This is a genomic window from Stenotrophomonas sp. HMSC10F06, from assembly GCF_001807865.1.
GTDB lineage: Bacteria > Pseudomonadota > Gammaproteobacteria > Xanthomonadales > Xanthomonadaceae > Stenotrophomonas > Stenotrophomonas bentonitica_A.
Window position 1 is genome coordinate 175,911 of the sequence record NZ_KV791291.1, and the last position, 26,979, is coordinate 202,889.

Sequence of the window (26,979 nt, forward strand, 5' to 3'; positions counted from 1 at the left end):
GTGCAACATTATTCCAAAGGCCGCGGTCCCACTCAAACATGCAAGACATCATGTGGCAGGGCTTCCATAGTCCACGGCTTAGACCCAAGCTCATAGCAGCGTCGCTAGTTCCAACTCACCAAACAACAAGGGCGCCTCTCGGCGCCCTCGTTCTTTCAACTCACTCCCACTCAATAGTCGCTGGCGGCTTCCCCGAGATGTCATAAACAACCCGCGACACCCCCCGCAACTCATTGATGATCCGGTTGCTCACCGTCCCCAGGAACTCATACGGCAGATGCGCCCAGTGCGCCGTCATGAAGTCGATCGTCTCCACGGCCCTCAGCGCAATCACCCACTCATAAGCCCGCGCATCACCCACCACGCCCACCGACTTCACCGGCAAGAACACCGCAAACGCCTGGCTGGTCTTGTCGTACAGGTCGGCCTTGCGCAGTTCATCAATGAAGATGGCATCGGCCTTGGCCAGCAGTTCGGCGTACTCACGCTTCACTTCACCCAGGATACGCACGCCCAGGCCAGGGCCCGGGAACGGGTGGCGGTAGACCATGCTGCGCGGCAGGCCGAGCTCGACGCCGAGGCGACGCACTTCGTCCTTGAACAGCTCGCGCAGCGGCTCGACCAGGCCCAGCTTCATGTGCTCCGGCAGGCCGCCGACGTTGTGGTGGCTCTTGATCACATGCGCCTTGCCGGTCTTGCTGCCAGCCGACTCGATCACGTCCGGGTAGATGGTGCCCTGCGCCAGCCACTTGGCGTTCTTCAGCTTGTTGGACTCTTCATCGAAGATGTCCACGAACAGGTTGCCGATGATCTTGCGCTTGGCTTCCGGGTCGCTCACGCCTTCGAGCTTGGCGAAGTAGCGGTCGGCCGCGTTGACGCGGATCACCTTGACGCCCATGTGCTCGGCGAACATCGCCATCACCTGGTCGCCTTCCTGCCAGCGCAGCAGGCCGGTATCGACGAACACGCAGGTCAGCTTGTCGCCGATTGCCTTGTGCAGCAGCGCGGCCACGACCGACGAATCGACGCCGCCGGACAGGCCCAGGATCACTTCGTCGTCGCCGACCTGCTCGCGCACGCGGGCGATCTGGTCGTCGATGATGTTGGCGGCGGTCCACAGGGTTTCGCAGCCGCACACGTCCACCACGAAGCGGCGCAGCAGCGCCTGGCCCTGCAGGGTGTGGGTCACTTCCGGGTGGAACTGCACGCCGTACCAGCGCTTCTCTTCGTTGGCCATCGCGGCCACCGGGATGCGATCGGTCACGGCCGTCACGGTGAAGCCCGGGGGCGCGACGGAGACGTGGTCGCCGTGGCTCATCCAGACATTCAACTTCGGCTCGCCACCGTGATCGCTCAGGCCCTTGAACAGTGCATCCGGGGCGACGACGTTGACTTCGGCATGGCCGAACTCACGCTGGTCGGCCGCTTCGGTGGCGCCACCGAGCTGGGCGGCCAGGGTCTGCATGCCGTAGCAGATGCCGAAGATCGGCAGGCCGCTGTCGAACACTTCCTGCGGTGCGGCAGGCGCGCCCGGCAGCGTGGTCGATTCCGGGCCACCGGACAGGATGATGCCCTTGGCGCCGAACGCGGCGATGTCGGCCGGGTTGTGGTCCCATGCCCAGATCTCGCAGTACACGCCGAGCTCGCGGATGCGGCGCGCGATCAGCTGGGTGTACTGGGCGCCGAAATCGAGGATGAGGATCTTGTCGTTATGGATGTTGGTCATGGTGCCCGGGCAATGCAGGAGTAAATACGGGAAACACAGCGTCGTTACCAGCGGCGGATAGAGAAAGAGGAACGGGAATCAGCTTCCTCGTTCCTCTTTGCTCATGCCGCATCAGGCGCGGTAGTTCGGCGGCTCTTTGGTGATCTGCACGTCGTGGACGTGGCTCTCACGTTGGCCGGCGCCGCTGATCTTGACGAACTTCGGCTTGGTGCGCATGTCATCGACAGTGCCGCAGCCCACGTAGCCCATGGTGGCGCGCAGGCCGCCCATCAGCTGGTGGATGATGCCGCCAACCGGGCCGCGATACGGCACGCGGCCTTCGATGCCTTCGGGCACCAGCTTGTCGGCGCTGGAGGCGTCCTGGAAGTAGCGGTCCTTGGACCCCTTCTCCATCGCGGCCAGCGAGCCCATGCCGCGGTAGCTCTTGTAGGAGCGGCCCTGGAACAGCTCGGTCTCGCCCGGCGATTCCTCGGTACCGGCCAGCAGGCCACCGATCATGATGGTGGAGGCACCGGCGGCGAGCGCCTTGCCGATATCACCGGAGTAACGGATGCCACCGTCGGCGATCAGCGGGATGCGATCCTGCAGCGCTTCGGCGACCAGGTCGATCGCGGTGATCTGCGGCACGCCGACACCGGCGACGACACGCGTGGTGCAGATCGAGCCCGGGCCGATGCCGACCTTGACCGCGTCCGCACCGCTGTCCAGCAGCGCCAGTGCGGCTTCACCGGTGCAGATGTTGCCACCGACGACCTGCACCTGCGGGAAGTGCTTCTTGACCCAGCTGACGCGGTCCAGCACGCCCTGCGAGTGGCCGTGCGCGGTGTCGACCACCAGCACGTCCACCCCGGCGGCGACCAGCGCCTCGACCCGGCGGTCGGTATCACCACCGACGCCGACGGCCGCGCCGACCAGCAGGCGGGTGGCGGTGTCCTTGGCGGCGTTCGGGTAGTCGGTGTTCTTCTGGATGTCCTTGACGGTGATCAGGCCGCGCAGGGCGAAATCATCGTTGACGACCAGGATCTTCTCGATGCGGTTGCGGTGCAGCAGCTGCAGCACTTCATCGGAGGCCGCGCCTTCCTTGACCGTGATCAGGCGATCCTTCTTGGTCATGATGTGGCGGACCGGATCGTCCAGCTCGGTCTCGAAGCGCATGTCACGGTGAGTGACGATGCCGACCAACTGGCCGCCGCCGTCCACCACCGGCACGCCGGAGATGTTGCGCGCCTGGGTCAGGGCCAGCACGTCGCGGATGGTGGTTTCCGGGCCGACGGTGATCGGGTCGCGGATGACGCCGGCCTCGAACTTCTTGACCTTGGCGACTTCGGCAGCCTGCTGCTCGACGCTCAGATTCTTGTGGATGATGCCCATGCCGCCGAGCTGGGCCATGGCGATGGCCAGGCGGGCTTCGGTGACGGTATCCATGGCAGCCGAGAGGATCGGAAGCTTCAGCCGCAGGTCGCGCGTCAGGCGCGTTTCCAGACTGACATCCTTGGGCAGGATGATGGAATGAGCGGGGACGAGGGAGACGTCGTCGTAGGTGAGAGCTTCAGCCTGGATGCGCAGCATCGGCATACCCGAGATGTGGGGAAGCGCGACATTTTACCCTGATTCGGGCGTCTTTGGCAGGGGTCAGATGCGACGCTGTGTCGCGCCGACGGTCGGGGGGTAGAGCCGACCGTTGGTCGGCTACCTCCGTCGGCACCGCCTGAACACGGTAGAGCCGACCGTTGGTCGGCTGCCTCTGGATCGACCTGCCACCGCGCCAAGAGCAGCCGACCAACGGTCGGCTCTACCAAGGGCAGCAGGTCAGGACCGGAGGACGGCGGGTGCCAGTCGGCCCAGGCCGCTCAAAACGCTTCTGCCGCCTCGATCGTGTTCTGCATCAGCGTCGCCACGGTCATCGGCCCTACCCCGCCCGGGACCGGGGTGATCCAGCTGGCGCGCTGGGCGGCGGCCTCGAAGCCGACATCGCCGACCAGGCGGCCGTCATCCAGGCGGTTGATGCCCACGTCGATCACCACGGCGCCCGGCTTGACCCATTCACCCGGGACGATGCCCGGGCGGCCCACCGCGACCACCAGGATGTCGGCATTGCGCACCGACTGCTCCAGCACGTCCTTGGGGGTGAACTTGTGGCAGCTGGTGACGGTGCAGCCGGCAATCAGCAGCTCCAGCCCCATCGGGCGGCCGACATGGTTGCTGACGCCGACGATGGTGGCATTGCGGCCACGCACCGGCTGGTCGGTATGGCCGAGCAGGGTCACGATGCCGCGCGGGGTGCACGGGCGCAGGCCGAACTCACGCAGGGCCAGATGGCCGACGTTTTCCGGGTGGAAGCCGTCCACGTCCTTGCGCGGGTCGATCCGGTGGATCAGGCGGTTGGCGTCCGGGATGCCCGGCAGCGGCAGCTGGACCAGGATGCCGTGGATCTTGGGATCGGCGTTGAGCTGGTCGATCAGGGTCAGCAGTTCGGCCTCGGTGGTGCCGGCCGGCAGGTCGTAATCGAAGGCTTCGATGCCCACTTTCTCGGCCGCACGGCGCTTGTTGCGCACGTACACGGTCGAGGCCGGGTCGCCACCCACCAGCACCACGGCCAGGCCCGGACGGCTGCCACCGGCAGCCAGGCGGGCGTCGACCCGGACCTTGAGGCTGTCCAGCAGGTCTTCGGCGATGCGGCGGCCGTCGAGAATGCGGGCGGAAGAGACGGTGTCGGGGGTCGGTGAGCTCATCGAGGGCGGCAGGCGTGGGGGCGACGGTCGGCTATTGTCCCTGATTCGGCCCGCCCCGCCCACCGGCAGTGCCGGCGCCTCATTCTTCTTCGGGCACCTGGTCCGCGTTGAGCGTGCGCGCCTTGCGCTTGGGCGCGGTGAACGGCGTGGGCGTCGGCACGCCCGGCAACGCGCTGCCGAACACCATGTGCGCGCCGGCGCGCAGGTCGCCGCCCGCCATCTCCAGCTCGAAGCGTTCGGCATCCCGCTCGCGGATCTGCTCGGCGATCTCGCGCGCATCATCCGGATCGGCACCCAGCTCCATCAGCGCAGCCTGGCCAAACTGCAGGGCCGATTCGAAGGTCTCGCGGATCTGGAAGTCCACGCCGGCATGGATCAGGCGCAGCGAATGTTCGCGATCGAACGAGCGCACCAGCAGCTTGGCCTGGGGGAACTCGTGGGTGACCAGTTCGACGATGCGATCGGCATCCTGGTCGTTGTTGACGCACACCGCGATCGCACGCGCTGTCCCTGCGCCAGACGCATGCAGCACATCCAGGCGGGTGCCGTCGCCGTAGTAGATCTTGAATCCGAAGCGCTCGGCGTTATGGATCATGTCCACGTCGTTGTCGATGACGGTGACATCCACATCGCGCGCCAGCAGCGACTGACTCGCCACCTGGCCGAAACGACCGAAGCCGATCAGCAGCACGCTGCCGGACAGGCCGTCGGCTTCTTCGACGCCGTCGAGCGAGACTTCGCGATCCGGCATGAGCTTGTCGTGCAGCAGCACGAACAGCGGCGTCAGCGCCATCGAGAGCACGACGATCGCGGTGAGGTTGGCGTTGACCTGCACGTCAATCACGCCGGCTACCGCCGCGGCCGAGAACAGCACGAACGCGAACTCCCCCCCCTGCGCCATCACCACGCCGCGATCCAGCGCCTGCCGATGATCACTCCCGAGGATGCGCGCGACCACGTAGATGCAGACCGCCTTGGCCAGCATCAGCGCGAACACGCCGGAGACGATCAGCGGCCAGTTGTTGGCGACCACGGTGAGGTCCAGCGCCATGCCCACGCTGAGGAAGAACAGACCGAGCAGGATGCCGCGGAACGGCTCGATATCCGCTTCGATCTGGTGGCGGAAGGTGGATTCGCTGAGCAGCACGCCCGCAAGGAACGCGCCCATCGCCATCGACAAGCCACCCAGCTGCATCAGCAGCGCGGCGCCGAGCACGACCAGCAGCGCGGCCGCCGTCATCACTTCGCGCGCCTTGGCGGCAGCAAGGATGCGGAACAGCGGATTGAGCAGGAAGCGGCCGACCAGCACCAGGCCGACGATCGCACCGGCGGCGATACCTACGGTGACCCAGCGCGAGCTCTCGCCCGCATCGCTGTGCACCGGCGCCATGAACGCGACCACGGCCAGCAGTGGCACGATCAGCAGATCTTCGAACAGCAGGATCGAGACGATCTTCTGGCCGGTGGGCAGCGCGATGTCGCCGCGCTCGGCCAGCAGCTGCATCACCACTGCGGTGGAGGTCAGCACGAAACCGGCCGCGCCGATGAAAGCCACCGGCAACGGGAAACCGAGCAGCATGCACACGCCGGTCAACACGGTGCCGCAGACCACGATCTGCAGCGTGCCCAGTCCGAAGATCTCGTTGCGCAGGCTCCACAGATGCGAGGGCCGCATCTCCAGGCCGATCACGAACAGGAACATCACCACGCCAAGCTCGGCGGTATGCAGGATGGCCTGCGGATCGGAGAACCACCCGAACCCGAACGGGCCGATGGCCAGCCCGGCGGCGAAATAGCCCAGCACCGAGCCCAGCCCAAGCCGGCGGAACAACGGCACCATGACCACGGCCGCCCCCAGCAGCGCCACTACTTTCACCAGTTCACTGGCACCTGCTTCCACCGCCATGCGGTTGCTTCCCCGGACTACACAAGATGGGTCAACGATAGGGCAAAGCGCGGAAGGGCAATAGCGCAGATGATGCGTTTAATCGTACTGAATTCAGAACGATATTGAACCTGGATGCCAGATCGTCCCGAAATCGCGACCGAACCCAGGGGTAGAGCCACGCCATGCGTGGCTGCGCTGACCTGGCGGCCCCTCGCCAACGCATCCACGCAGGGCGCGGATCTACGTGGACCCTGGCGAACCACATCCACGCATGGCGTGGATCTACGCGGCCCCTCCGCCGCTGCAGAAGGCGGCGTAATCGATGTACCCGGGGAAGTCGCGCCCGGGCGCGCACAACGGGCAACCCGGGTCGGGCCGCAGCCGCGTCTCGCGGAAGCGCATGCCCAGCGCGTCAAAGGTGAGCAGGCGGCCGATCAGCGGCTCGCCGATGCCGAGCAGCAGCTTGAGCACTTCGGTGGCCTGCAGCAGGCCGACCATGCCCGGCAACACGCCGAGCACACCCGCCTCCGAGCAGTTGGGCGCAAACTCCGGCGGCGGCGGCTCGGGGAACAGGCAGCGGTAGCACGGCGCGGTGCCGCGCTGGCGACCAGCATCGAACACGCTGACCTGGCCGGTGAACCGCTCCACCGCGCCATACACCAGCGGGATGCCGTGCTGCAGGCAGGCATCGTTGAGCAGGTAGCGCAGCGGGAAATTGTCCGAACCATCCAGCACCACGTCGACCCCCTCGAGCAGCGCATCGATGTTGCCCGAGGTGACCCGCGCCTGCACGGCCTCCACGTCCAGCGAGGAATTGAGCGCGAGCAGGCGTGCGCGCGCGGAGAGCACCTTGGGCTCGCCGACGCTGGCATCGGTGTGGATGATCTGCCGATGCAGGTTGCTGCGGTCCACCACGTCGTCATCGGCGATGCGCAGGTGCCCTACCCCGGCCGCGGCCAGGTAGAAGCTCGCCGGTGCACCCAAGCCGCCCGCGCCGAGCACCAGCACGCGCGAAGCGAGCAGCGTCTTCTGGCCTTCGATACCGACCTGCGGCAACAGCAGATGACGCGAGTAACGCTCGTTGAAGTCGCGCTCGGCATCACTCTGCATCGGCTGCACCAGGGGCAGACCGTCACCGCGCCAGGCGGTGGTGCCGCCGTGGACGGAGGCGACATTCGGGTAGCCCAGGTCCGACAGGAAAACCGCGGCCTCCATCGAACGCCTGCCGCTCTGACAGATCAGGACGACCTCGCGGTCGGCGGCCGGCAGGTGGGCGTCTGGCTCGGCCTGGAGATCGCCCTTGGCGATGCCGAGGGCGCCTTCGGCCATGCCGGTGGCGCGTTCGTGCGCCTCGCGGATGTCGATCAGCAGCGCGCCATGGGCGAGGCGTTCACGGGCCTGGGCCGGGGTGAGTTCGGGGATCGTGCTCATGCGGGGATTATCGCGCACGGGCGCGCCGGCCGCCCCAATGAAAAGAGCCGGCTTGCGCCGGCTCTTTTCTGCATCACTTGCCCTTGACGTGCTTGATCAAGCGCCGCTTGCGCTTGAGCTGACGTTCGGTGAGCACGTTCTTCTTGCCTTCGTACGGGTTCACACCCTCGCGGAAGATGAACTGCACGGGCGTGCCGACCAGCTTGAAGCGCTTGCGGAAGAAGTTTTCCAGATAGCGCTTGTACGACTCCGGCAGGTCTTTCAGACGGGTGCCGTGGACGATGAAGGTCGGCGGGTTGGAACCGCCCGGATGCACGTAGCGCAGCTTGGACACGTGACCACGGATCGCCGGCGGCGGGTTGGTCTCGTAGGCCGTTTCCAGCGCCTTGTTGACTTCGCTGGTGCTGAACTCATGCGTCGCCGAGGCATGCGCGGCGTGGATGCAGCGGAACAGCTCACGCAGGCCCGAGCCGTGCTTGGCCGAGATGCGCACCACTTCGGCCCACGGCACGAAGCCGAGCTTGCGCGACACCAGCGCTTCAGCCTGCTCGCGCTGGTAATCGGTCAGGCCATCCCACTTGTTGATCGCCACCACCAACGCACGGCCGGCATCAAGCACCGCGCCGAGCACGCTGGCGTCCTGATCGGTCACGCCTTCGGAGGCATCGAGCATCAGCACCGCGACCTGGCACTGCTCGATGGCCTGCAGGGTCTTGATGACGCTGAACTTCTCGACCACTTCCTCGACACGCGCCTTGCGACGCAGGCCGGCGGTATCGATCAGGCGGTACTCACGCCCGTCGCGCTCCATGTCCACCGCGATCGAATCACGGGTGGTACCGGGCACTTCGGAGGCGATCATGCGCTCCTCGCCGAGCAGACGATTGACCAGCGTCGACTTGCCCACGTTGGGGCGGCCGACGAAGGCAATGCGGATGCGGTTCGGATCGGTGTCCAGGGTCTCGGTGGTGCCCTCTTCCGGCAACCGTTCCACGACCTCGTCCAGCAGATCATCCAGGCCCTGACGGTGCGCGGCCGAGACGGTCAGCATTTCGCCGAAGCCGTAACGGGCAAATTCCGAACGCACGGTGTCTTCGTTCATGCCGTCGATCTTGTTGATCAGCAGCAGGGTCGGACGGGCCAGCTTGCGCAGCCAGGACAGGATCTCGTCGTCCATCGGGCCCTCACGGGCATCGACCACGAACAGGATCAGGTCCGCCTCGGCGGCGGCAGCGCGGGCCTGGCGGGCGGTAGCTCCGGCCAGACCTTCTTCTTCACCGGCGATACCGCCGGTATCGACCACCAGGAACGGGTGGTCTTCATCAAGACGACAAACACCGTAATTACGGTCCCGGGTCACGCCGGGCTGGTCATGGACCAGCGCGTCGCGCGTACGGGTAAACGCATTGAACAGCGTGGACTTGCCGACATTCGGCCGTCCAACCAGGGCGACCAAGGGCAGCATCGCGGTAACTCCTTATTGTGCCAACCGGAACGCGGTCAGCTTTCCATCAACGTTCTGCACCAGCAGCACCCCATCGGCAGCTACCGGCTGGGCCAGGAGGGCGTCGCCGCCACTCTTGGCGCGCGCCGCGAACTCACCGTTATCGGTCCGCAACCAGTGCAGATACCCCTTGTAATCACCGACCACAACGTAATCGCCGTGGATGACCGGACCGGTCAGCGAACGACGGGCCAGGCCCATCTGCGACCACATGGCCGAACCGCTGGCCTTGTCCAGGCCGAACACGCCGCCCTTGTTGTCGGTGACGAACACATTGCCCGAGGTCAGGGCCACGCCACCGGCGCCGCCATGATCACGTGCCCACAGCGGACGGCCGGTCGGGCCTTCGATCGCCATGGTCTGGTTCTTGAAACTGCTGACGAACAGCGTATTGCCTTCCAGCACCGGGGCGCCGTCGATATCGGCCATGCGCTCCAGCTCGGTACGGCCTTCGCCGGTGCCGACCATCTGGTCCCACAGCGTGCGGCCGTCCTGCATGGCCAGCGCGGCGATGGAGCCGTCGTCGTTGCCGATGAACAGCACGCCCGGGCCGGTGACGACCGGCGCGTTGCCACGCACGGTCAGCGCCGGCAGCTCACGCGGGTTGAACCAGCGCTGGGTGCCGTTCTCGGCATCCAGACCGGTCACGCGACCGTCGTTGCTGCGCACGAAGACCATGCCCTGGCCCACGGCCGGGGCGGAGATGACTTCACCCGGCACCTTGGCACGCCACTTCTCGGTGCCGTCGGCCGCGTTCAACGCGATGACTTCACCATCCAGGGTGCCGATGACGACCAGGCCGTCACCCACGCCCGGGCCACCGGACAGACGCAGCTTGGGCTGCTTCTTGACCTTGGCCGGTTCGTAGGTCCAGATCTTCTTGCCGGTCTGCAGGTCGATGGCATGCACGCCACCGTAGATGGCGGCCGCGTAGACGCGACCATCGGCGACCACCGGGCCCTGACGAACGCCGATGCGCTTCTCACCCTTGCCGACGTTGGCCGTCCAGATCTTGTCGACCTTGGCGGTGGCATCGAATTTCACCAGCTCGGCCGGTTCCAGTGCCTTCTTGGCCGCAGCATCTTTGCCGGCGAACCAGCCCTTCATCGTGCTGCAGCCGGTCAGGGCCATGCCCAACAGGGCAACCGTGGCAACGCGCTTGATCATGACCATCTGATTCATTACACCGACTCCGCAGGATCGGTGACGGTGCCACCGGCATCCGTCAACTTGGTTTCCAGCAGGCGCCGCTGGGGCGCTGCCACGTCCAGCGTCTTGAGCGCCTTCTCATACTGCTCGCGGGCGGCATCACGCTTGCCCTGCGCCATCAGTGCATCGCCATGGATTTCCAGGCTGGCGCTGTCGGTCGCGGTACCGAGCTGCTTGATCGCATCTTCGGTCTTGCCGGTGGCCACCAGCAGGCGCGCAACGCGCTGCTCGATCACCGGCTTGAATTCGGGGTCGGCCTTGATCGCGCGCAGGGTCGCCAGCGCGTCTTCGTTCTTGCCGGCATCGACCTGGGCCTTGGCCAGCTGCAGGGCAGCCAGATCAGCGTAGATGTTGGCCTTGCCGCTTTCCAGGTCCTTCACACCCTTGGCGGCCTGCTCCAGATCCTTTTCTTCCAGGCTCTTGAGGACGATCTGGTACTGGACGTTGGCGCCGGCCAGGCTGTTGCTGTGCCGGGTCTGCCACTCTTTCCAGCCCCAGATGCCACCGATCGCGATGGCTACGCCAGCGAGGATGCTGACACCGTTCTTCCGCAGCCAGCCGCGGACGCGTTCACTTTGTTCGTGCTCGTCGAGCAGGTCGTCGATCGCCATGCGTACTCTCGCCCCGCCCATGAGGAGGAGCTATTTGAATTGGATTGGGGAAACGCGGCTCAGTGCGAAACTGGGACCACGGAGCCGTCAGAGGATACCGTAAAGCGTGCCACGTTGGCTCGCTGGTACGGCGAAAGGTCGACGATAGTGCCGGCCTGCTGAACCTCGACCGCCGATGCATTGCCCAGCACCATGCGGGCTACCTGGCCTGGCGCGAAGCTGCGGGTCTCGCCCGACTTGATCAGGGCCTTTTCGACGGTGGTGCCGTCGGGCCCGGAAATATCCACCCAGCTGTCGCCTTTGAACTGCAGGCTCAGTGCACCAGCCGGCGCTGCCGGCGCGGCGGCCGGACGCGGGACCGGGGTCAGCGACGCCAGGTACGGCGCTGCCGGGGCCGACGGCTTGGCCGTCTCGGCCGTGGCCGGTGCAGCCGCCTGCGGGGCGTCACCGCCGGCCACCGGGACCGCCGCCGGGATCACATCCAGCGACGCGGTGTTCGGGGTGGTGGCGGTGCCATCGAAATGACCCCGGGTGGCGAACCAGACCGGCACGGCCAGCACCGCGGTGATGCCGACATACAGGACGCGACGGCCCAGGCTCTCGGCAATGCGGCGGGCGCGCGGGGTATGGGTATGGCTGACCAGCTGTGGCGGCACGATCGGCCCGATATGGGCCTGCTCGAGGATGTCGTCGATGTCCACCTTCAGCAGGCGGGCATAACTGCGCAGCTGGCCACGGACGAAGACCGGCGCGCCAAGGCGCTGCCACTGCTCTTCTTCAAGGGACTTCACTACCTGGACCGGCATGCGCAGCTGCTGCCCCACGGCCTCCAGGGTCAGTCCGGCCGCTTCCCGGGCCTGGCGAAGACGAGCTCCGCAACCGGCCGCAGTATCAAAAGCGTTCACAGTCTGGTCATCAATCACAATGCTTCAACCCCGGGGATTAGGTGCCGCATCCTGCGGAAATTCGTCATGAATTCGCTGCAGATAGCGACCGGATGCCACGCTGTCGCCAAGCCGCGCCTCGATTTGAGAGGCAAGTTGTAACACGGAACGTGTGGCCGGTGCAGCCGTCAAACGCCGTTGCGAAAAGGCGCGGGCCTCGAAATAACGCCCTTCGGCGTACTCATTGCGGGCCATCGACTCCAGCGCGTAGGCATTGACGGGATCTATCTCAAGCGCCCGCCGGAGGTCCCGAACCGCCCGCGCGGGCTGGCCTGCGTCCAGTGCACAGCCCCCGGCATTGGCCAGGGCGGAGGCCGGGGTGGTATAGCCCGGGGCCTGCAGCGCCCGGTCGAACCAGGCCAGCGACTCGGCCGGCTGGCCATGAGCACATAGCCAGGCACCATAATTGTTGAGAACGTCGCCGCGCTCGGGGCCCAGCTCGGCCGCCTTGCCGTACAGGCGCCCGGCTTCGGCCTCGTTGCCGCGCTGGGTGGCAATCGCCGCCAGCAGCATGTAGGCCTCGGGGCGGCGCGCATCGATCTTCATCGCGGCCCGCACCCGCTTCTCGGCGGCATCCGGGGCGCCCGCGCGCAGCGATTCGCCAGCCAGGACCATCTGGTCCTGGTAGTTCACCCGCTTGCGGATCTCGGGGTTGTCGCGGGCCTCGTAGGTCGGCGCGACCTCGAGTGGACCGGACGGCGGCTTGATCCCCTGCTGTTTGCCACAGCCGGCCAATGCCAGCGCGAAGAAAACAACGGCTGGCAATCGGCGATCAGGCAGCGGCATCCCGGTTTTTCCCGTCCTGCAGCGTTTTGTTGAACTCGGCCTGGCGGCGCGTACGGTCCATCACCTGGCCCTTGAGCTGGCCACAGGCGGCATCGATATCGTCGCCACGGGTACGCCGCACCATCGTCAGCACCTGCGAATCGAGCAGGATCTTCTGGAAGGCGCGGATTTCGGTTTCGCCGGAACGCTCGTAACGCGTGCCCGGGAACGGATTGAAGGGGATCAGGTTGACCTTGCCCGAGTTCGAGGCCTGCACGGCGTTGTCGAACTGGCGCATCAACCGCGCCAGCTGGCGGGCGTGCTCGGGCTGGTCATTGATGCCCTTCATCAGGGTGTATTCGAAGGTGACCGATTCGCGGCGCTTGTTGGCGCGCAGGTAACGTGCGCACGAGGCCATCAGCTCGACGATCGGGTACTTCTTGTTGAGCGGGACCAGGGTCTCGCGCAGTGCATCGTTGGGCGCATGCAGCGATACCGCCAGCGACACGTCGCTCTCGGTGGACAGGCGGTCGATCTGCGGCACCAGGCCGGAGGTGGACAGCGTCACGCGCTTGTTGGCCAGGCCGTAGCCCAGATCGTCGCGCATCACGCTCATGGCGCGCACGACGTTGTCGAAATTCATCAACGGCTCGCCCATGCCCATCATCACCACGTTGGTGAGACGACGCTGCTTGTGCGGGATGTTGCCCAGATGGCGCGCCGCGACCCACACCTGGCCGATGATCTCGGCGGTGGAGAGGTTGCGGTTGAAGCCCTGGGTAGCGGTCGAACAGAACGTGCAGTTCAGCGCGCAGCCGACCTGTGAAGACACGCACAGCGTGCCGCGGTTCTTGTCCGGGATGTATACGGCCTCGATGGCGTTCTTGCCATCGGTACCCATCGCCAGCAGCCACTTGTGGGTGCCGTCGGCGGAGGGCTTGTCGAACACGATGTTCGGAACCAGCACCTCGGCATGCTGCTTGAGCTTGGCGCGCAGCGCCTTGCCGAGGTCGGTCATTTCATCGAAATCGGTGACGTAGTGATGGTGGATCCACTTCATCACCTGATGGGCACGGTAGCGCGCTTCGCCGAGTGTCTCGGCGAAGAAGCGCTCCAGACCCTCGCGATCGAGGTCGAGCAGGTTCTGCTTGGCCACAGCCGGGCCCGGAACGAGCACGGATGGGATGGCGGTTGGCTGTACGACCTCGTTCACGGCATCACTCTCAGCGCGAGACGACTTCAGTCGCGGCGAAGAAATAAGCGATTTCGATCGCGGCATTCTCAACCGAGTCCGAGCCGTGGGCGGCATTGGCATCGATGGATTCAGCGAAGTCGGCGCGGATGGTGCCTGCGGCGGCTTCCTTCGGGTTGGTGGCGCCCAGCAGGTCGCGGTGGGCCAGCACGGCGTTCTCGCCTTCCAGCGCCTGGATCATCACCGGGCCGGAGATCATGAACTCGACCAGCGCGTTGAAGAACGGACGCTCGCGGTGCACGGCGTAGAAGCCTTCGGCTTCACGGCGCGACAGCTGCTTGTACTTGGCGGCGACGACCTTCAGGCCGGCCTTTTCGAAGCGGGCGTAGATTTCACCGATGACGTTCTTGGCGACGGCGTCCGGCTTGATGATGGAAAGGGTGCGCTCCAGCGCCATGGGAATACTCCGTAGGGCGGGCCACTTGATCGGCCCGAGGTTAACATGAAAAAAACCCGCGTCAAAACGCGGGCTTAGCCTGATATACGTGCGCCAATTCTAACGTGTCCTCCCCATCTCCGGTAGTGCCACGCCATGCGTGGCAGGCGTGGACCGGACGGGGTAGCGCGCCCCGTTCAGGCAGTTCCGGGGCTTGGCAGCCACGGGCCGGCACGACACAGCGGCGGATGAACGAATCCCTCTTCCTGCTGCGCCGCACAATGCGGACGCGCAGCCACGGGTCTAATATCAAACAATCGTTTGATTGAACTGCCCTGCCCCATGGCCAAACCTGCCCACTTCTCCACCAAGGACCGCATTCTCGGCGCCGCCGAGGAACTGTTCGCCCTGCACGGGTTCGCGGGCACCTCGCTGCGCCAGGTCACCAGCCAGGCCGATGTGAACATCGCCGCGGTCAACTATCACTTCGGGTCCAAGGAGAACCTGGTCAACGAGGTGTTCCGTCGCCGCATGGATGAAATGACCTCGGCCCGGCTGAGCCAGCTGGACAGCGCCCGCCGCGAGCACCCCGGTGAACTGCGCCCGGTGCTGGCCGCCTTCGTGGAGCCGGCCCTGGCCATGGCCCAGGACCGCCAGACCGGCGGCGCCTTCGTGCGCGTCATCGCCCGCGCCTACGCGGAGAAGAACGACAACCTGCGCAAGTTCCTTTCCGATCACTACGGCCACGTCCTGCGCGACTTCGGCAAGGCGATCTCCGCCTGCGTGCCGGAGCTCAGCAAGGAGGAGCTGTACTGGCGCCTGGATTTCCTCGCCGGCTCGCTGACCTATGCCATGGCCGACTTCGGCCTGATCAAGCGACCCGCCGGTGTCACCGAAGCGGCGCATCGTGCCCATGCCGCCCAGGAACTGATTCATTTCGCCGAAGCCGGATTCCGCGCCAGCGCGGCCTCGAGCGCTTCGACGTCCTCCCTTTCCACCCCGTAGAGCCGGGCGCTGACCGGCTTCCAGACAACAAAGGCTTATCGACATGTCCAATTCCCTGCTAGTCCGCCGTGCCGCCGTGCTGGGTGCCGGTGTCATGGGCGCCCAGATCGCCGCCCACCTGACCAACGCCGGCGTCGACACGGTGCTGTTCGACCTGCCCGCCAAGGAAGGTCCGGCCGATGGCATCGTGCTCAAGGCGATTGCCAACCTTGGCAAGCTCAGCCCTGCCCCGCTTGCCAGCAAGTCCTACGCCGAGGCGATCACGCCGGCCAACTATGAGACCGGCCTGGAGCAGTTGAAGGACTGCGACCTGATCATCGAAGCCATCGCCGAACGGATGGACTGGAAGCAGGACCTGTACAAGAAGATCGCCCCGTTCGTGGCCGATCACGCGGTGCTGGCCTCCAACACCTCCGGCCTTGGCATCAACAAGCTCGCCGACGTGCTGCCCGAGCAGCTGCGCCACCGCTTCTGCGGCGTGCACTTCTTCAATCCGCCGCGCTACATGCACCTGGCCGAGCTGATCCCGGCCACCACCACCGACGCGGCCGTGCTGGAAGGCCTGGAAGCGTTCCTGGTCACCACCCTGGGCAAGGGCGTGGTGTATGCCAAGGACACCCCGAACTTCATCGGCAACCGCATCGGCGTGTTCTCGATCCTGTCCACCATCCACCACACGCAGGAATTCGGCCTGGGCTTCGATGAAGTGGACGGCCTGACCGGCCCGCTGGTCGGCCGCCCGAAGTCGGCGACCTACCGCACCTCCGACGTGGTCGGCCTGGACACCATGGCGCACGTGATCAAGACCATGGGCGACACCCTGCCCAACGATCCGTGGCATGAATTCTTCAAATCGCCCAAGTGGCTGGACGCACTGATCGCCAAGGGCGCGCTGGGCCAGAAGACCGGTGCCGGCATCTTCCGCAAGGTCGGCAAGGACATCATGGTGCTGGACCTGGAGAAGCAGGACTACCGTCCGGCCGACCGAGCCGCCGCGCCGGAAGTGGTCGAGATCCTGAAGATCAAGAACCCGGCCGAGAAGTTCGCCAAGCTGCGCGAAAGCCAGCATCCGCAGGCGCAGTTCCTGTGGGCGACCTTCCGCGACCTGTTCCACTACAGCGCCTACCACCTGGCCGACATCGCCGAGACCGCGCGCGACGTGGACCTGGCCATCCGCTGGGGCTACGGCTGGTCGCTGGGCCCGTTCGAAACCTGGCAGGCCGCCGGCTGGAAGCAGGTCGCACAGTGGATCGCCGACGACATCGTCGCTGGCAAGAGCATGAGCAATGCGCCGCTGCCGGATTGGGTGTTCGATGGCCGCGATGGCGTGCACGCCGCCGAGGGCAGCTACAGCCCGTCGCGCAATGCCAAGCTGCCGCGCTCGGCGCTGCCGGTGTACCAGCGCCAGCGCTTCCCGGATCCGCTGCTGGGCGAGAACTTCAGCCCGGGCGAAACCGTGTTTGAAAACGACGGCGTGCGCATGTGGCACGACGGTGACGGCATCGCGGTGGTCAGCTTCAAAACCAAGATGAACACCGTGTCCGACCACGTGCTCAACGGCCTGCAGGAAGCGATCAAGCGCGCCGAGCAGGACTACAAGGGCCTGGTGATCTGGCAGCAGAAGGAACCCTTCTCCGCCGGTGCCGATCTGGCCGGCGCGCTCGGCCTGCTGCAGGCCGGCAAGGTCGATCAGTTCGAAGAGATGGTGCACAACTTCCAGCGCACCAGCCAGGCGATCAAGTATTCGCTGGTGCCGGTGGTGACCGCGGTGCGCGGCCTGGCCCTGGGCGGTGGCTGCGAGTTCCAGATGCACAGCGCCAAGAGCGTGGCCGCGCTGGAAAGCTACATCGGTCTGGTCGAGGCCGGCGTCGGCCTGCTGCCGGCCGGCGGTGGCCTGAAGGAACTGGCCGTGCGCGCCTCGCAGGCGGCCGGTCCGGGCGGTGATGTGTTCGCCGAGCTGAAGAAGACTTTTGAAACCGTCGCGATGGCCAAGGTTTCCAACTCCGCGGTCAACGCCAAGGAACTGGGCCTGATGCGCGCCACCGACAAGGTGGTGTTCAACAGCTTCGAGACGCTGCACATCGCCAAGGCCGAAGTGCTGGCGCTGGCCGAAGGCGGCTACCGCCCGCCGATGCCGGCCCGCCGCATCCAGGTCGCCGGTGACGTCGGCATCGCCACGTTCAAGATGATGCTGGTCAACATGCTGGAAGGCCGCTTCATCAGCCCGTACGACTACGAGATCGCCGTGCGCATCGCCACCGTGCTGTGCGGTGGCGAAGTGGATCGCGGCACGCTGGTGGACGAGGAGTGGCTGCTGACCCTGGAGCGCAAGCACTTCGTCGAACTGGCCCAGCAGGAAAAGACCCAGGCCCGCATCGCGCACATGCTCAAGACCGGCAAGCCGCTGCGGAACTGACGGAAGACATCGGTAGTGCCGGCCGCTGGCCGGCAACCTCTTCCAACCCCTATTCGAGAGATCACTGCAATGACCAAGCAAATCCAGGACGCCTACATCGTCGCCGCCACCCGCACCCCGGTGGGCAAGGCGCCCAAGGGCGTGTTCCGCAATACCCGCCCCGACGACATGCTCGCCCACGTGCTCCGCTCCGTGGTCGCGCAGGCGCCGGGCGTGGACGTCAACCGCATCGATGACGCGATCATCGGCTGCGCGATGCCCGAAGCCGAGCAGGGTATGAACGTGGCACGCATCGGCGTGCTGCTGGCCGGCCTGCCGGACACCATCGCCGCACAGACCGTCAACCGCTTCTGCTCCTCGGGCCTGCAGGCCGTGGCCATGGCTGCCGACCAGATCCGCCTCGGCAATTCGGACCTGATGCTGGCCGGTGGTACCGAGTCGATGTCGATGGTGCCGATGATGGGCAACAAGATCGCGATGGCCCCGAGCGTGTTCGACAATGACCACGTCGCCATCGCCTACGGCATGGGCATCACCGCCGAGAAGGTCGCCGAAGAATGGAAGGTCTTGCGTGAGGACCAGGACGCCTTTGCGCTGGCCTCGCACCAGAAGGCCATCGCCGCGATCCAGAACGGCGAGTTCAAGGACGAGATCAGCCCTTACGACGTGCGCACCCGCCAGCCGGACCTGGCCGACGGCCGCCGCATCATCACCCGCGACAAGATCGTGGATACCGACGAAGGCCCGCGCCTGGATTCGTCCGCCGAAGGCCTGGCCAAGCTGCGCCCGGTGTTCCGCAACGGCCAGTTCGGCGGCACGGTCACCGCCGGCAACTCCTCGCAGATGAGCGATGGCGCCGGTGCGGTGCTGCTGGCCTCCGAGCAGGCGATCAAGGACTACGGCCTGACCCCGCTGGCCCGCTTCGTCAGCTTCTCGGTGGCCGGCGTGCGCCCGGAAGTGATGGGCATCGGCCCGATCGCCGCGATCCCGAAGGCACTCAAGCAGGCTGGCCTGACCCAGGACCAGCTGGACTGGATCGAGCTCAACGAAGCCTTCGCCGCACAGTCGCTGGCCGTCATCCGCGATTGTGGCCTGGACCCGTCCAAGGTCAACCCGCTGGGCGGCGCGATCGCCCTGGGCCATCCGCTGGGCGCAACCGGCGCGATCCGTACCGCCACCCTGCTGCACGGCCTGCGCCGTCGCCAGCAGAAGTACGGCATGGTGACCATGTGCATCGGCACCGGCATGGGTGCGGCGGGCATCTTCGAATCGCTGTAAGGATTGATCGGTGCCGGCCTGCGGGTCGGCACCGATGCAACGGGTATGACCGGCGTGACCGGCGGCAACATTGCAACGGGTCGCCGCCGACCGTTGGTCGGTGCAGGGCGGGAAACGAAAAGGGCAGCCTCGCGGCTGCCCTTTTCTGTTGTGACGGGAGCCGGCCAGCGGCCGGCACTACCGTTGCTGCTTGAGAGCCGGCCAGCGGCCGGCACTACCACCGCTGCATCGCGCGGGGGCAGCTCGTTCTCAGCCCTCTGCCAGCATCTTCTGCAGCACTTCGCGTGCCGGACCGGCCAGCTTCTCGTTGTCGAGGGCGAAGCGGATCGTGGCTTCGACCAGACCCAGGTGGGTACCGCAGTCGAAGCGGCGGCCCTCGAAGCGGTACGCGTCGACGCGCTCGCTCTTGAGCAGTTCGGCGATGGCGTCGGTCAGCTGGATCTCGCCACCTGCACCGGTCCCGGTCGCTTCGAGCAGCTCGAAGATCTTCGGGCTCAGCACGTAACGGCCGACCACGGCCAGGTCGCTCGGGGCGTCCTCGGGCTTGGGCTTTTCAACGATGGCGCTGATCTTGCCCTGGCGGCCGTCGAAGGCCTCGGTGGCCACAATGCCGTAGCTGCCGGTCTTGTCATGCGGCACGTCTTCAACGGCAATGATGCTGGCGCCGCTGGCTTCGTTGGCGTCGGCCATCTGCTTGAGCGCACCGTTGCCACGGTTCCAGATCAGATCGTCGGGCAGCAGCACCGCGAACGGCTCGTCGCCCACAATCGCCTTGGCACACAGCACCGCATGGCCCAGGCCCAGCGCTTCGGCCTGGGTCACGAACACGGCGCGCACGCCATTGGGCAGCACATGGCGAACCAGTTCGAGCTGTTCCTGCTTGCCGGCGCGCTCGAGTTTCTGCTCCAGCTCGTAGGCCTTGTCGAAATAATCCGCGACCGCGTGCTTGTAACGGTTGGTGATGAAGATCAGCGTGTCACAGCCCGCCTCGATCGCCTCATCCACGGCATATTGGATCAACGGCCGATCAATGATCGGCAGCATTTCCTTCGGAACGGTTTTGGTGGCCGGCAGGAATCGCGTTCCCAACCCTGCGACAGGAAATACCGCCTTACGAATACGCTTGCTCATCAGAACCTAGTGGCCTCACGCGCCGGAAAGGCGAGCACTTTAGCAGAGCTGACGTGATCGTCCTGTTGCAAAGGAGAAAATTCGGGCATGGTCGCAAACAGAATGCTGTTGATCGCATCAGTATCGTAGCTGGCAATCGCCTCGCGCAGTTTCGGCACATTGGCCAATACCTGCTCACGCGCGAACGTGCGTACGCCGGCTTCGAGAATCTTCGGATGCGCGGTCGGACGATAATCTTCGTCGGAATAGAACAGCGTTTCGTGCAGTTTCTCGCCCGGCCGCAGGCCCGTGTAAACGATGGCGATGTCCTTGTAGGGCTGTTTGCCGGCCAGTCGGATCATCTGCTCGGCCAGCACGCGGATCGGCACCGGCTCGCCCATGTCCAGCGTATAGATCGCCCCGTGCGAGGCCGACGCGGCCGCCTGCAGGATCAGCTGGCAGGCCTCGGGAATGGTCATGAAGTAACGGGTGACTTCCGGGTCGGTCACGGTGACCGGACCGCCCTTGAGGATCTGCTCGCGGAACACCGGCACCACGCTGCCGGCCGAGGCCAGCACGTTGCCGAAGCGCACGGTCACGAAACGGGTGTGGCTGGTCTTCTGGTCCAGGCTCTGGCAGATCATCTCCGCGTAGCGCTTGCTGGCGCCCAGCGCGTTGACCGGATCGACCGCCTTGTCGGTGGAGATGAAGACGAAATGCTCGATGCGCGCTTCGACGCAGGCGCGCGCCACCGTTTCTGTGGAAAGGATGTTGTTGCGCACCGCTTCGCGCAGCTGGCGCTCCAGCACCGGCACCTGCTTGTAGGCGGCGGCATGGAAGACCGAGTCCACCCGCGACAGCGACAGCGCATGGCGGATCACCGCGGGGTCACCGCAGTCGCCCAGCACCGCTTCCACCACCAGATCCGGGAAGCTGCGCTGCAGCTCGGCTTCGATGGTCAGCAGAAGCAGTTCACTCATCTCCACCAGGACGATGCGCCCTGCCCCGTGGCGCGCGCACTGGCGGCACAGCTCCGAACCGATCGAGCCGCCCGCGCCGGTGACCAGCACGGTGCGCCCACCCAGCCAGCCGCGGATCAGCGCCCAGTCCGGCAGGATCGGCTTGCGGCCGAGCAGGTCCTCGATCGCCACTTCCTTGAGCTCACCCGGCAAGGAATGGCCCAGCAGGATGTCGTTGAGCTTGGGCACCATCCGGAACGGCACGCCGGTGCTTTCGCAGATGGCCACCACCCGCTGCATGCCCACGGCATCCAGCGACGGGATGGCGATCACCAGCAGCTTGGCGGCGGTCTCGCGGACCACGGCCGGGGCATCTTCCAGGGTGCCCAGGATCGGCAGGCCCTGCAGCTTGGCGCCCTGCAGATGCGGGGCGTCGTCGAGCAGGCCGACCGGCTCGAAATCACCGGAGCGGCGCAGGTCGCGGACCAGGGCCTCGGCCGCCTGGCCGGCACCCAGGATCAGCACACGGCGCGCGGTGACGTCGGACTGCAGCGCCTGATAGTCCTTCCATGCGCGGTACAGCAGGCGCGGCGCGCCCAGCAGCGCCGACAGCGCGAACGGGTAGATGACCAGCACGGACATCGGTACGCCTTCAAAGCGCTTGTACGCCAGGGCCACCACGATGGCGAGCAGGCCAATGAAGCTGGCTTTGAAAATGTTGAGCAGATCGGCAACGCTGGCAAAGCGCCACAGGCCGCGGTACAGACCCACCCGCCAGAACACCACTGCCTGGATGACCAGCACCAGCGAGGTGTCGATGTTCCAGAGCGGCAATGCCGGCGCGTCGGCCAGCATCGAGTAGCGTCCGGCATGCAGCAGCTGCCAGCACGCCCAGACCATGAACAGGTCGTGGGCCACGATGGCCGCGCGCGGCATCAAGCCGGTAAGTCGGTCCTGCCAAGGGGTCATAAACAACGTATTCCTTCTAGTTGCGCATTCCCTTGCGCAGGAGCAGCCAAAGGCCGTACGCGAAGATCAACCACGCGACGGCCACGGCAGCCTCCCACCTCGGCTGCAAATTCGTGCATGCATTAAACACTGCCGCACTGAATATTCCAAAAACAAGATACACCCCGGTGACGAAAGTGTGGCTTGCACCACTTTTCACCGCGCGCTGATAGAGATGCTGCGTGTGGGGTTCCATCCAGCGCTGTCCGGACAGGATGCGCGAAAGCAATGTGAAGCCTGCGTCCACAAGAAAGGCCGAAAGCGGCACCAGCAACAGCAACCAGTGGATATCCGTGTGCACACTGGCCAGGCAGACCAGCGCCGCGATGGCATAGCCCAGCGCCCCGCTGCCGACATCGCCCATGAAGATGCGTGCCCGTGGGTAGTTGAACGGCAGGAACCCCAGGCAGGCCAGCCCCAGCACCACACCGGCCAGGCCGTAGGGCGGCGGCAGCACCAGCGCAAAGGCGAGACCGGCCAGGATCGCCTGGGTGGTGGCGATGCCGTTGATCCCATCCATGAAGTTCCAGATGTTGATCAGCGAGGTGGCGAACAACAGGGCCAGCAGCGCCTGCCAGGGGTTGCCGCTGGCATGCCAGACCAGCCCAGCCAGCAGCGCGGAGGCCAGCACATGGACCAGCAGGCGGCGGACCGCCGGCAGCGGCCGATGGTCGTCCCACCAGCCGATCCCGGCCACCAGTACCAGGCCGAGCGCGAACACCGCCAGCGAGATTCCGGCCTTGGGCCAGATCACGGCGGCGACCGCGCAGGCCAGCAGCAGGGTCAGGACGATCGCGATACCACCGCCGCGGGGCGTCGCCACCCCATGGCTGCGGCGCTCGCCCGGCTGATCCAACAGATTGCGACGGAGCGCGTACGCCCGTGCGGCCCAGGTCAGCCCCGCCGATACCGCCAGCACCGCCAGCAGCCCTGCCATCCAGCCCACCATCATGGTTCAGAGCACCGCGTAGTTGAGCAGCGGCTTGACGGTGCCCCATTCCTTGCAGCTCGGGCACTGCCAGTGATGCGTGCGCGCGCCGAAGCCACAGCGGGTGCAGCGGTAGGCCGGGTTGCGGACCAGCAACTGGTCGGTGATGTGCTTGAGATCGTGCAGGGTGGCGGTGGAATCCGCGCCCTCGGCCAGGGTCAGGTCGATCAGCGCCGACTCGCCACGCACCGACGGGCGGTCCTTGAGCTGGCGACCGAGATAGGCGCGCGCGGGGGCGACACCCTCCTGCTCTTCCATCAGCTGGGTCAGCGCCAGCACCGGGGCGATGCCGCGATAGTGCTCGGTCATCTCCGACAGGAACGCACGGGCACCACCGAGGTCACCGACCTTGCGGTAGTTCTGCATCAGCGCCTGCAGCACTTCGGGCAGGTACTCCGGATCATTGCGCGCGGCTCGCTCGAAGGCGCGCACGGCGGCTTCGGCATTGCCCGCATCGTTCTCCAGGCGCCCTTCGATGATGCCGGCACGGACCGACATCGCATCGGCCTGGTAGGCGCGTGCGATCGCAGCGCGCGCTTCGTCGATCTTGCCGGCGCCACGGTAGCGCTCGGCCAGTTCGCATTCGAACTGCCCGATCAGCTTGCCCATCGGCTCGCCGGTGACTTCTTCGAAACGGCTGGCGTTGTCGATCGCCTTTTCCCAGTCGCGTTCGGCCTGGTAGATGCCGATCAGGTGCTTGAGTGCCTGCGGGGCGCGCTGGTCGATCTGGGCCAGCTCGGTGAACACCGTTTCAGCACGATCGAGCAGGCCGGACTTCATGTAGTCCTCGCCCAGGGCCAGCAAGGCCTGTACGCGCTGCTGATCGCTGAGATCGGCGCGGTTCACCAGGCCCTGGTGCAGGCGGATCGCACGATCGACCTCGCCACGGCGGCGGAACAGATGGCCCAGCGCGACCTGGGTCTCGAAGGTTTCCTTGTCCAGCTCGGCGATGTGCAGGAACAGCTCAATCGCCTTGTCCGGCTGCTCGTTGAGCAGATAGTTCAGGCCGCGGAAGTACGTGCTGGACAGATGGCTGACCTGGTTGTCGCCATGGCGCTGACCGCCACGACGCCCGATCACCCAGCCCGACAACGCGGCCAGGGGCAGGAACAGGAAAAACCAGAACCACTCGGAGACAAATTCCATCGGCGCTCAGCGTCCGTCGAATGTAGAAGAAGAAGGGGGTGCCACGACCACGGCAGGCGCGGCCTTCTGCGCACGGCGCAGTTTGGCGTACAGCGGGATCACCATGCTGGCGAGCACGAGGCCGCCGCCGATGAGGGCACCGGACAGCAGGGCGATGATGATCGCCACGCCGGTGGTGGAATTGATCTGGGTAAAGCCCAGGCTGATGATGATCGGCTGCGAGTTGAGCGCACCGATGATGAGACCCACCACCAGAACCGCCAGCAGGATCAGCAGACGTACGACGTTCATGCAGCAGCTCCAGTTCCGTAGGGCTCAAGAGTAGCGGACTAACACTCCGCTCTGCCAGCCGACTCCATGGAAATCATGCATCCGCCCCGTGGCGGATGACCCGTCAGGCAGGATCGCTTTCCAGCGGCACCACGGCGCTGACGCGCTCACGCAGTTCCTTGCCCGGCTTGAAGTGCGGGACATGCTTGCCCGGCAATGCGACCGATTCCCCGGTCTTGGGATTGCGCCCCAGCCGTGCCGGCCGGTAGTGCAACGAAAAACTGCCGAACCCGCGGATCTCGATGCGATCCCCGCCGGCCAGCGCCCCACCCATCATTTCCAGCAACGACTTCACCGCCAGATCGACATCGTCCGACTTCAAATGCGCCTGTCGGCGCGCCAGGATTTCGATCAGCTCGGATTTGGTCATTACGGGCTCTTGGGGAGGAACTCAGACCCTGAAACGGCCCGGACTGATGTCCGGGCCGTCCAGGAAACTACGACAGCGACAGACCGATTACTCGGACTTGTTGCCGTTCAGCTGTGCACGCAGCAGCGCGCCGAGCTGGGTGGTGCCGCTGGAAGCCGAAGAGGACTGGTATTCCTCCAGCACTTCGCGCATTTCCGCGTCGTCCTTGGCCTTGATCGACAGCTGCAGGGTACGACCCTTGCGATCCATGCCCACGAACTTGGCTTCCACCTTGTCGCCGACCTTCAGGAACTGGGTCGCGTCGTCCACGCGCTCGTTCGCAACATCGCGAGCGGCCACGTAGCCTTCGATGCCGTCAGCCAGTTCGATGGTAGCGCCCTTGGCGTCCACTTCCTTGACCACGCCTTCGACCTTGGAACCCTTCGGGTTGGCAGCCATGTACTGACCGAACGGATCCTGCTCCAGCTGCTTGACGCCCAGGCTGATGCGCTCGCGCTCCGGATCGACGGCCAGGACGACGGCGTCCAGGTTGTCGCCCTTCTTGAAGTTGCGGACCACGTCTTCGCCGGTGGTGTTCCAGCTGATGTCGGACAGGTGCACCAGGCCATCGATACCGCCGTCCAGGCCGATGAAGATGCCGAAGTCGGTGATCGACTTGATCTGGCCCGACACCTTGTCGCCCTTCTTGTGGATGGCAGCGAAGGTTTCCCACGGATTGGCGGCAACCTGCTTCATGCCCAGCGAGATGCGGCGACGCTCCTCGTCGACGTCCAGGACCATGACTTCAACTTCGTCACCGACCTGCACAACCTTGGACGGGTTGACGTTCTTGTTGGTCCAATCCATTTCGGACACGTGCACCAGACCTTCGACGCCCGGCTCGATCTCGACGAATGCGCCGTAATCGGTGACGTTGGAGACCTTGCCGAAGACGCGGCTGTTGGCCGGGTAACGACGGGCGATGTTGTCCCACGGATCCTCGCCCAGCTGCTTCAGACCCAGCGAAACGCGGTTGCGCTCGCGGTCGAACTTCAGCACGCGCACGTCCAGCTCGTCGCCGACGTTCACGACTTCGGACGGATGGCGCACGCGCTTCCAGGCCATGTCGGTGATGTGCAGCAGGCCGTCGATACCGCCCAGGTCCACGAACGCGCCGTAATCGGTCAGGTTCTTGACGACACCCTTCAGGATCGCGCCTTCCTGCAGCTTGTCCATCAGCTGCTCGCGCTCTTCCGAGTGCTCGCTCTCGACGACTGCACGACGGGACACAACGACGTTGTTACGCTTGCGGTCCAGCTTGATGAGCTTGAATTCCAGCTCCTTGCCTTCCAGGTAGGCCGGGTCGCGCACGGGGCGCACATCCACCAGCGAACCGGGCAGGAACGCGCGGACATCCTTGATGTCCACGGTGAAACCACCCTTGACCTTGCCGCTGATGCGGCCGGTGATGGTTTCGTTCTTTTCCAACGCTTCTTCCAGCTCGTCCCACACCATCGCGCGCTTGGCTTTCTCACGCGACAGAACGGTTTCACCGAAGCCGTTCTCGATGGAATCGAGGGCAACCTTGACGACGTCGCCTTCAGCGACATCGATCTCGCCAGCGTCGTTACGGAACTGTTCGATCGGCACGATGCCTTCGGACTTCAGGCCGGCGTTGATCACCACGACATCGCCGCGGACTTCAACAACGACACCGCTGACGATCGAGCCCGGCTTCAGCTTGGCCAGATTGGCCTGACTGGCTTCGAACAGCTCTGCAAATGATTCGGTCATTAGATTTACTCTGTTGGACACATGGGCATTGGCCCCCGAAGGGAACCGCTTGATGCCCGCCTGTTGGTCGACCCCGGTAACGCAGGTCGTGTGTTAAGTAGGAAAACCGCCACGCATCATTGCGGGACGGAGCTTTTGTTGCCTTGCGATGGTGCGAC

22 protein-coding genes are annotated in these 26,979 nt (G+C 65.5%); 3 read left to right on the top strand and 19 right to left on the bottom strand.

Features of this window, described 5'->3' with window-relative positions; all coding sequences use genetic code 11:
• Nucleotides 1-160: 160 nt before the first annotated feature.
• From guaA to ndk, 12 genes are all read right to left on the bottom strand, one after another.
• The gene (guaA, locus tag HMPREF3113_RS12755) at nt 161-1,726 is read right to left on the bottom strand and encodes a glutamine-hydrolyzing GMP synthase (RefSeq protein ID WP_070427206.1); all 1,566 of its coding nucleotides are present in this window, start codon (nt 1,724-1,726) and stop codon (nt 161-163) included.
• Nucleotides 1,727-1,837: 111 nt separating this feature from the next.
• Nucleotides 1,838-3,295: an IMP dehydrogenase gene (gene guaB / locus HMPREF3113_RS12760; protein WP_046273777.1), complete on the bottom strand. Its 1,458-nt coding sequence runs from the start codon at nt 3,293-3,295 to the stop codon at nt 1,838-1,840.
• Nucleotides 3,296-3,576: 281 nt separating this feature from the next.
• Nucleotides 3,577-4,458: a bifunctional methylenetetrahydrofolate dehydrogenase/methenyltetrahydrofolate cyclohydrolase FolD gene (gene folD / locus HMPREF3113_RS12765; RefSeq protein ID WP_019183081.1), complete on the bottom strand. Its 882-nt coding sequence runs from the start codon at nt 4,456-4,458 to the stop codon at nt 3,577-3,579.
• 79 nt (nt 4,459-4,537) lie between these two features.
• Nucleotides 4,538-6,364, bottom strand: coding sequence for a monovalent cation:proton antiporter-2 (CPA2) family protein (locus HMPREF3113_RS12770; protein ID WP_070473128.1), 1,827 nt, complete (start codon nt 6,362-6,364; stop codon nt 4,538-4,540).
• 264 nt (nt 6,365-6,628) lie between these two features.
• Complete coding sequence (gene moeB, locus HMPREF3113_RS12775; protein WP_070473131.1) at nt 6,629-7,777, bottom strand: molybdopterin-synthase adenylyltransferase MoeB; 1,149 nt, start codon at nt 7,775-7,777, stop codon at nt 6,629-6,631.
• A gap of 73 nt (nt 7,778-7,850) precedes the next feature.
• Nucleotides 7,851-9,242, bottom strand: a complete 1,392-nt coding sequence (gene der, locus HMPREF3113_RS12780) for a ribosome biogenesis GTPase Der (protein WP_019183084.1) — start codon at nt 9,240-9,242, stop codon at nt 7,851-7,853.
• Between the two features lie 12 nt (nt 9,243-9,254).
• A complete protein-coding gene (gene bamB / locus HMPREF3113_RS12785) occupies nt 9,255-10,463 on the bottom strand; it encodes an outer membrane protein assembly factor BamB (protein ID WP_070473134.1) in 1,209 nt (402 codons plus the stop codon).
• Complete coding sequence (locus HMPREF3113_RS12790) at nt 10,463-11,101, bottom strand: YfgM family protein (protein ID WP_019183086.1); 639 nt, start codon at nt 11,099-11,101, stop codon at nt 10,463-10,465. The genes bamB and HMPREF3113_RS12790 overlap by 1 nt, the downstream gene beginning before the upstream one ends.
• Nucleotides 11,102-11,160: 59 nt before the next feature.
• Entirely contained in the window at nt 11,161-12,024 is an 864-nt protein-coding gene (locus tag HMPREF3113_RS12795) for a RodZ domain-containing protein (protein WP_070473137.1), read from the bottom strand.
• 6 nt (nt 12,025-12,030) lie between these two features.
• On the bottom strand, nt 12,031-12,831 hold the full coding sequence (gene pilW / locus HMPREF3113_RS12800; RefSeq protein WP_070427200.1) for a type IV pilus biogenesis/stability protein PilW: 801 nt from the start codon (nt 12,829-12,831) through the stop codon (nt 12,031-12,033).
• A complete protein-coding gene (gene rlmN / locus HMPREF3113_RS12805; RefSeq protein ID WP_172838060.1) occupies nt 12,818-13,966 on the bottom strand; it encodes a dual-specificity RNA methyltransferase RlmN in 1,149 nt (382 codons plus the stop codon). The genes pilW and rlmN overlap by 14 nt, the downstream gene beginning before the upstream one ends.
• Before the next feature lie 67 nt (nt 13,967-14,033).
• Complete coding sequence (ndk, locus tag HMPREF3113_RS12810) at nt 14,034-14,459, bottom strand: nucleoside-diphosphate kinase (RefSeq protein WP_008265389.1); 426 nt, start codon at nt 14,457-14,459, stop codon at nt 14,034-14,036.
• Between the two features lie 321 nt (nt 14,460-14,780).
• Here ndk and HMPREF3113_RS12815 point away from each other — a divergent pair, with 321 nt between their 5' ends.
• The 3 genes from HMPREF3113_RS12815 (at nt 14,781) to HMPREF3113_RS12825 (ending at nt 19,137) form a co-directional block, all read left to right on the top strand.
• Nucleotides 14,781-15,443 carry a TetR/AcrR family transcriptional regulator gene (locus tag HMPREF3113_RS12815; protein WP_019183090.1) on the top strand — a complete coding sequence of 221 codons (663 nt, stop codon included), beginning with the start codon at nt 14,781-14,783 and terminating at the stop codon, nt 15,441-15,443.
• A gap of 43 nt (nt 15,444-15,486) precedes the next feature.
• Nucleotides 15,487-17,859, top strand: a complete 2,373-nt coding sequence (locus tag HMPREF3113_RS12820) for a 3-hydroxyacyl-CoA dehydrogenase/enoyl-CoA hydratase family protein (protein WP_070473140.1) — start codon at nt 15,487-15,489, stop codon at nt 17,857-17,859.
• Between the two features lie 69 nt (nt 17,860-17,928).
• Complete coding sequence (locus HMPREF3113_RS12825) at nt 17,929-19,137, top strand: acetyl-CoA C-acyltransferase (RefSeq protein WP_070473144.1); 1,209 nt, start codon at nt 17,929-17,931, stop codon at nt 19,135-19,137.
• Between the two features lie 249 nt (nt 19,138-19,386).
• On the opposite strand, the gene galU is transcribed toward HMPREF3113_RS12825, so the two are convergent.
• From galU to rpsA, 7 genes are all read right to left on the bottom strand, one after another.
• Nucleotides 19,387-20,268, bottom strand: a complete 882-nt coding sequence (galU, locus tag HMPREF3113_RS12830; protein ID WP_019183093.1) for a UTP--glucose-1-phosphate uridylyltransferase GalU — start codon at nt 20,266-20,268, stop codon at nt 19,387-19,389.
• On the bottom strand, nt 20,268-22,175 hold the full coding sequence (locus tag HMPREF3113_RS12835; RefSeq protein WP_046273767.1) for a polysaccharide biosynthesis protein: 1,908 nt from the start codon (nt 22,173-22,175) through the stop codon (nt 20,268-20,270). The genes galU and HMPREF3113_RS12835 overlap by 1 nt, the downstream gene beginning before the upstream one ends.
• A gap of 16 nt (nt 22,176-22,191) precedes the next feature.
• On the bottom strand, nt 22,192-23,151 hold the full coding sequence (locus HMPREF3113_RS12840; protein ID WP_070473225.1) for an MraY family glycosyltransferase: 960 nt from the start codon (nt 23,149-23,151) through the stop codon (nt 22,192-22,194).
• 18 nt (nt 23,152-23,169) lie between these two features.
• Complete coding sequence (gene lapB, locus HMPREF3113_RS12845; RefSeq protein ID WP_019183096.1) at nt 23,170-24,348, bottom strand: lipopolysaccharide assembly protein LapB; 1,179 nt, start codon at nt 24,346-24,348, stop codon at nt 23,170-23,172.
• A gap of 6 nt (nt 24,349-24,354) precedes the next feature.
• A complete protein-coding gene (locus tag HMPREF3113_RS12850; protein WP_019183097.1) occupies nt 24,355-24,639 on the bottom strand; it encodes a LapA family protein in 285 nt (94 codons plus the stop codon).
• A 103-nt stretch (nt 24,640-24,742) separates the two neighbouring features.
• Nucleotides 24,743-25,048 carry an integration host factor subunit beta gene (locus HMPREF3113_RS12855; protein WP_019183098.1) on the bottom strand — a complete coding sequence of 102 codons (306 nt, stop codon included), beginning with the start codon at nt 25,046-25,048 and terminating at the stop codon, nt 24,743-24,745.
• An 87-nt stretch (nt 25,049-25,135) separates the two neighbouring features.
• Nucleotides 25,136-26,821, bottom strand: coding sequence for a 30S ribosomal protein S1 (gene rpsA, locus HMPREF3113_RS12860; RefSeq protein ID WP_019183099.1), 1,686 nt, complete (start codon nt 26,819-26,821; stop codon nt 25,136-25,138).
• Nucleotides 26,822-26,979: the final 158 nt, after the last annotated feature.

Bases quoted from the DNA above. Each gene is read 5' to 3' on its own strand.
- guaA (WP_070427206.1), bottom strand. From the start codon at position 1,726: ATGACCAACATCCATAACGACAAGATCCTCATCCTCGATTTCGGCGCC.
- guaB (WP_046273777.1), bottom strand. From the start codon at position 3,295: ATGCTGCGCATCCAGGCTGAAGCTCTCACCTACGACGACGTCTCCCTC.
- folD (WP_019183081.1), bottom strand. From the start codon at position 4,458: ATGAGCTCACCGACCCCCGACACCGTCTCTTCCGCCCGCATTCTCGAC.
- HMPREF3113_RS12770 (WP_070473128.1), bottom strand. From the start codon at position 6,364: ATGGCGGTGGAAGCAGGTGCCAGTGAACTGGTGAAAGTAGTGGCGCTG.
- moeB (WP_070473131.1), bottom strand. From the start codon at position 7,777: ATGAGCACGATCCCCGAACTCACCCCGGCCCAGGCCCGTGAACGCCTC.
- der (WP_019183084.1), bottom strand. From the start codon at position 9,242: ATGCTGCCCTTGGTCGCCCTGGTTGGACGGCCGAATGTCGGCAAGTCC.
- bamB (WP_070473134.1), bottom strand. From the start codon at position 10,463: ATGAATCAGATGGTCATGATCAAGCGCGTTGCCACGGTTGCCCTGTTG.
- HMPREF3113_RS12790 (WP_019183086.1), bottom strand. From the start codon at position 11,101: ATGGCGATCGACGACCTGCTCGACGAGCACGAACAAAGTGAACGCGTC.
- pilW (WP_070427200.1), bottom strand. From the start codon at position 12,831: ATGCCGCTGCCTGATCGCCGATTGCCAGCCGTTGTTTTCTTCGCGCTG.
- ndk (WP_008265389.1), bottom strand. From the start codon at position 14,459: ATGGCGCTGGAGCGCACCCTTTCCATCATCAAGCCGGACGCCGTCGCC.
- HMPREF3113_RS12815 (WP_019183090.1), top strand. From the start codon at position 14,781: ATGGCCAAACCTGCCCACTTCTCCACCAAGGACCGCATTCTCGGCGCC.
- HMPREF3113_RS12820 (WP_070473140.1), top strand. From the start codon at position 15,487: ATGTCCAATTCCCTGCTAGTCCGCCGTGCCGCCGTGCTGGGTGCCGGT.
- HMPREF3113_RS12825 (WP_070473144.1), top strand. From the start codon at position 17,929: ATGACCAAGCAAATCCAGGACGCCTACATCGTCGCCGCCACCCGCACC.
- galU (WP_019183093.1), bottom strand. From the start codon at position 20,268: ATGAGCAAGCGTATTCGTAAGGCGGTATTTCCTGTCGCAGGGTTGGGA.
- HMPREF3113_RS12835 (WP_046273767.1), bottom strand. From the start codon at position 22,175: ATGACCCCTTGGCAGGACCGACTTACCGGCTTGATGCCGCGCGCGGCC.
- HMPREF3113_RS12840 (WP_070473225.1), bottom strand. From the start codon at position 23,151: ATGGCAGGGCTGCTGGCGGTGCTGGCGGTATCGGCGGGGCTGACCTGG.
- lapB (WP_019183096.1), bottom strand. From the start codon at position 24,348: ATGGAATTTGTCTCCGAGTGGTTCTGGTTTTTCCTGTTCCTGCCCCTG.
- HMPREF3113_RS12850 (WP_019183097.1), bottom strand. From the start codon at position 24,639: ATGAACGTCGTACGTCTGCTGATCCTGCTGGCGGTTCTGGTGGTGGGT.
- HMPREF3113_RS12855 (WP_019183098.1), bottom strand. From the start codon at position 25,048: ATGACCAAATCCGAGCTGATCGAAATCCTGGCGCGCCGACAGGCGCAT.
- rpsA (WP_019183099.1), bottom strand. From the start codon at position 26,821: ATGACCGAATCATTTGCAGAGCTGTTCGAAGCCAGTCAGGCCAATCTG.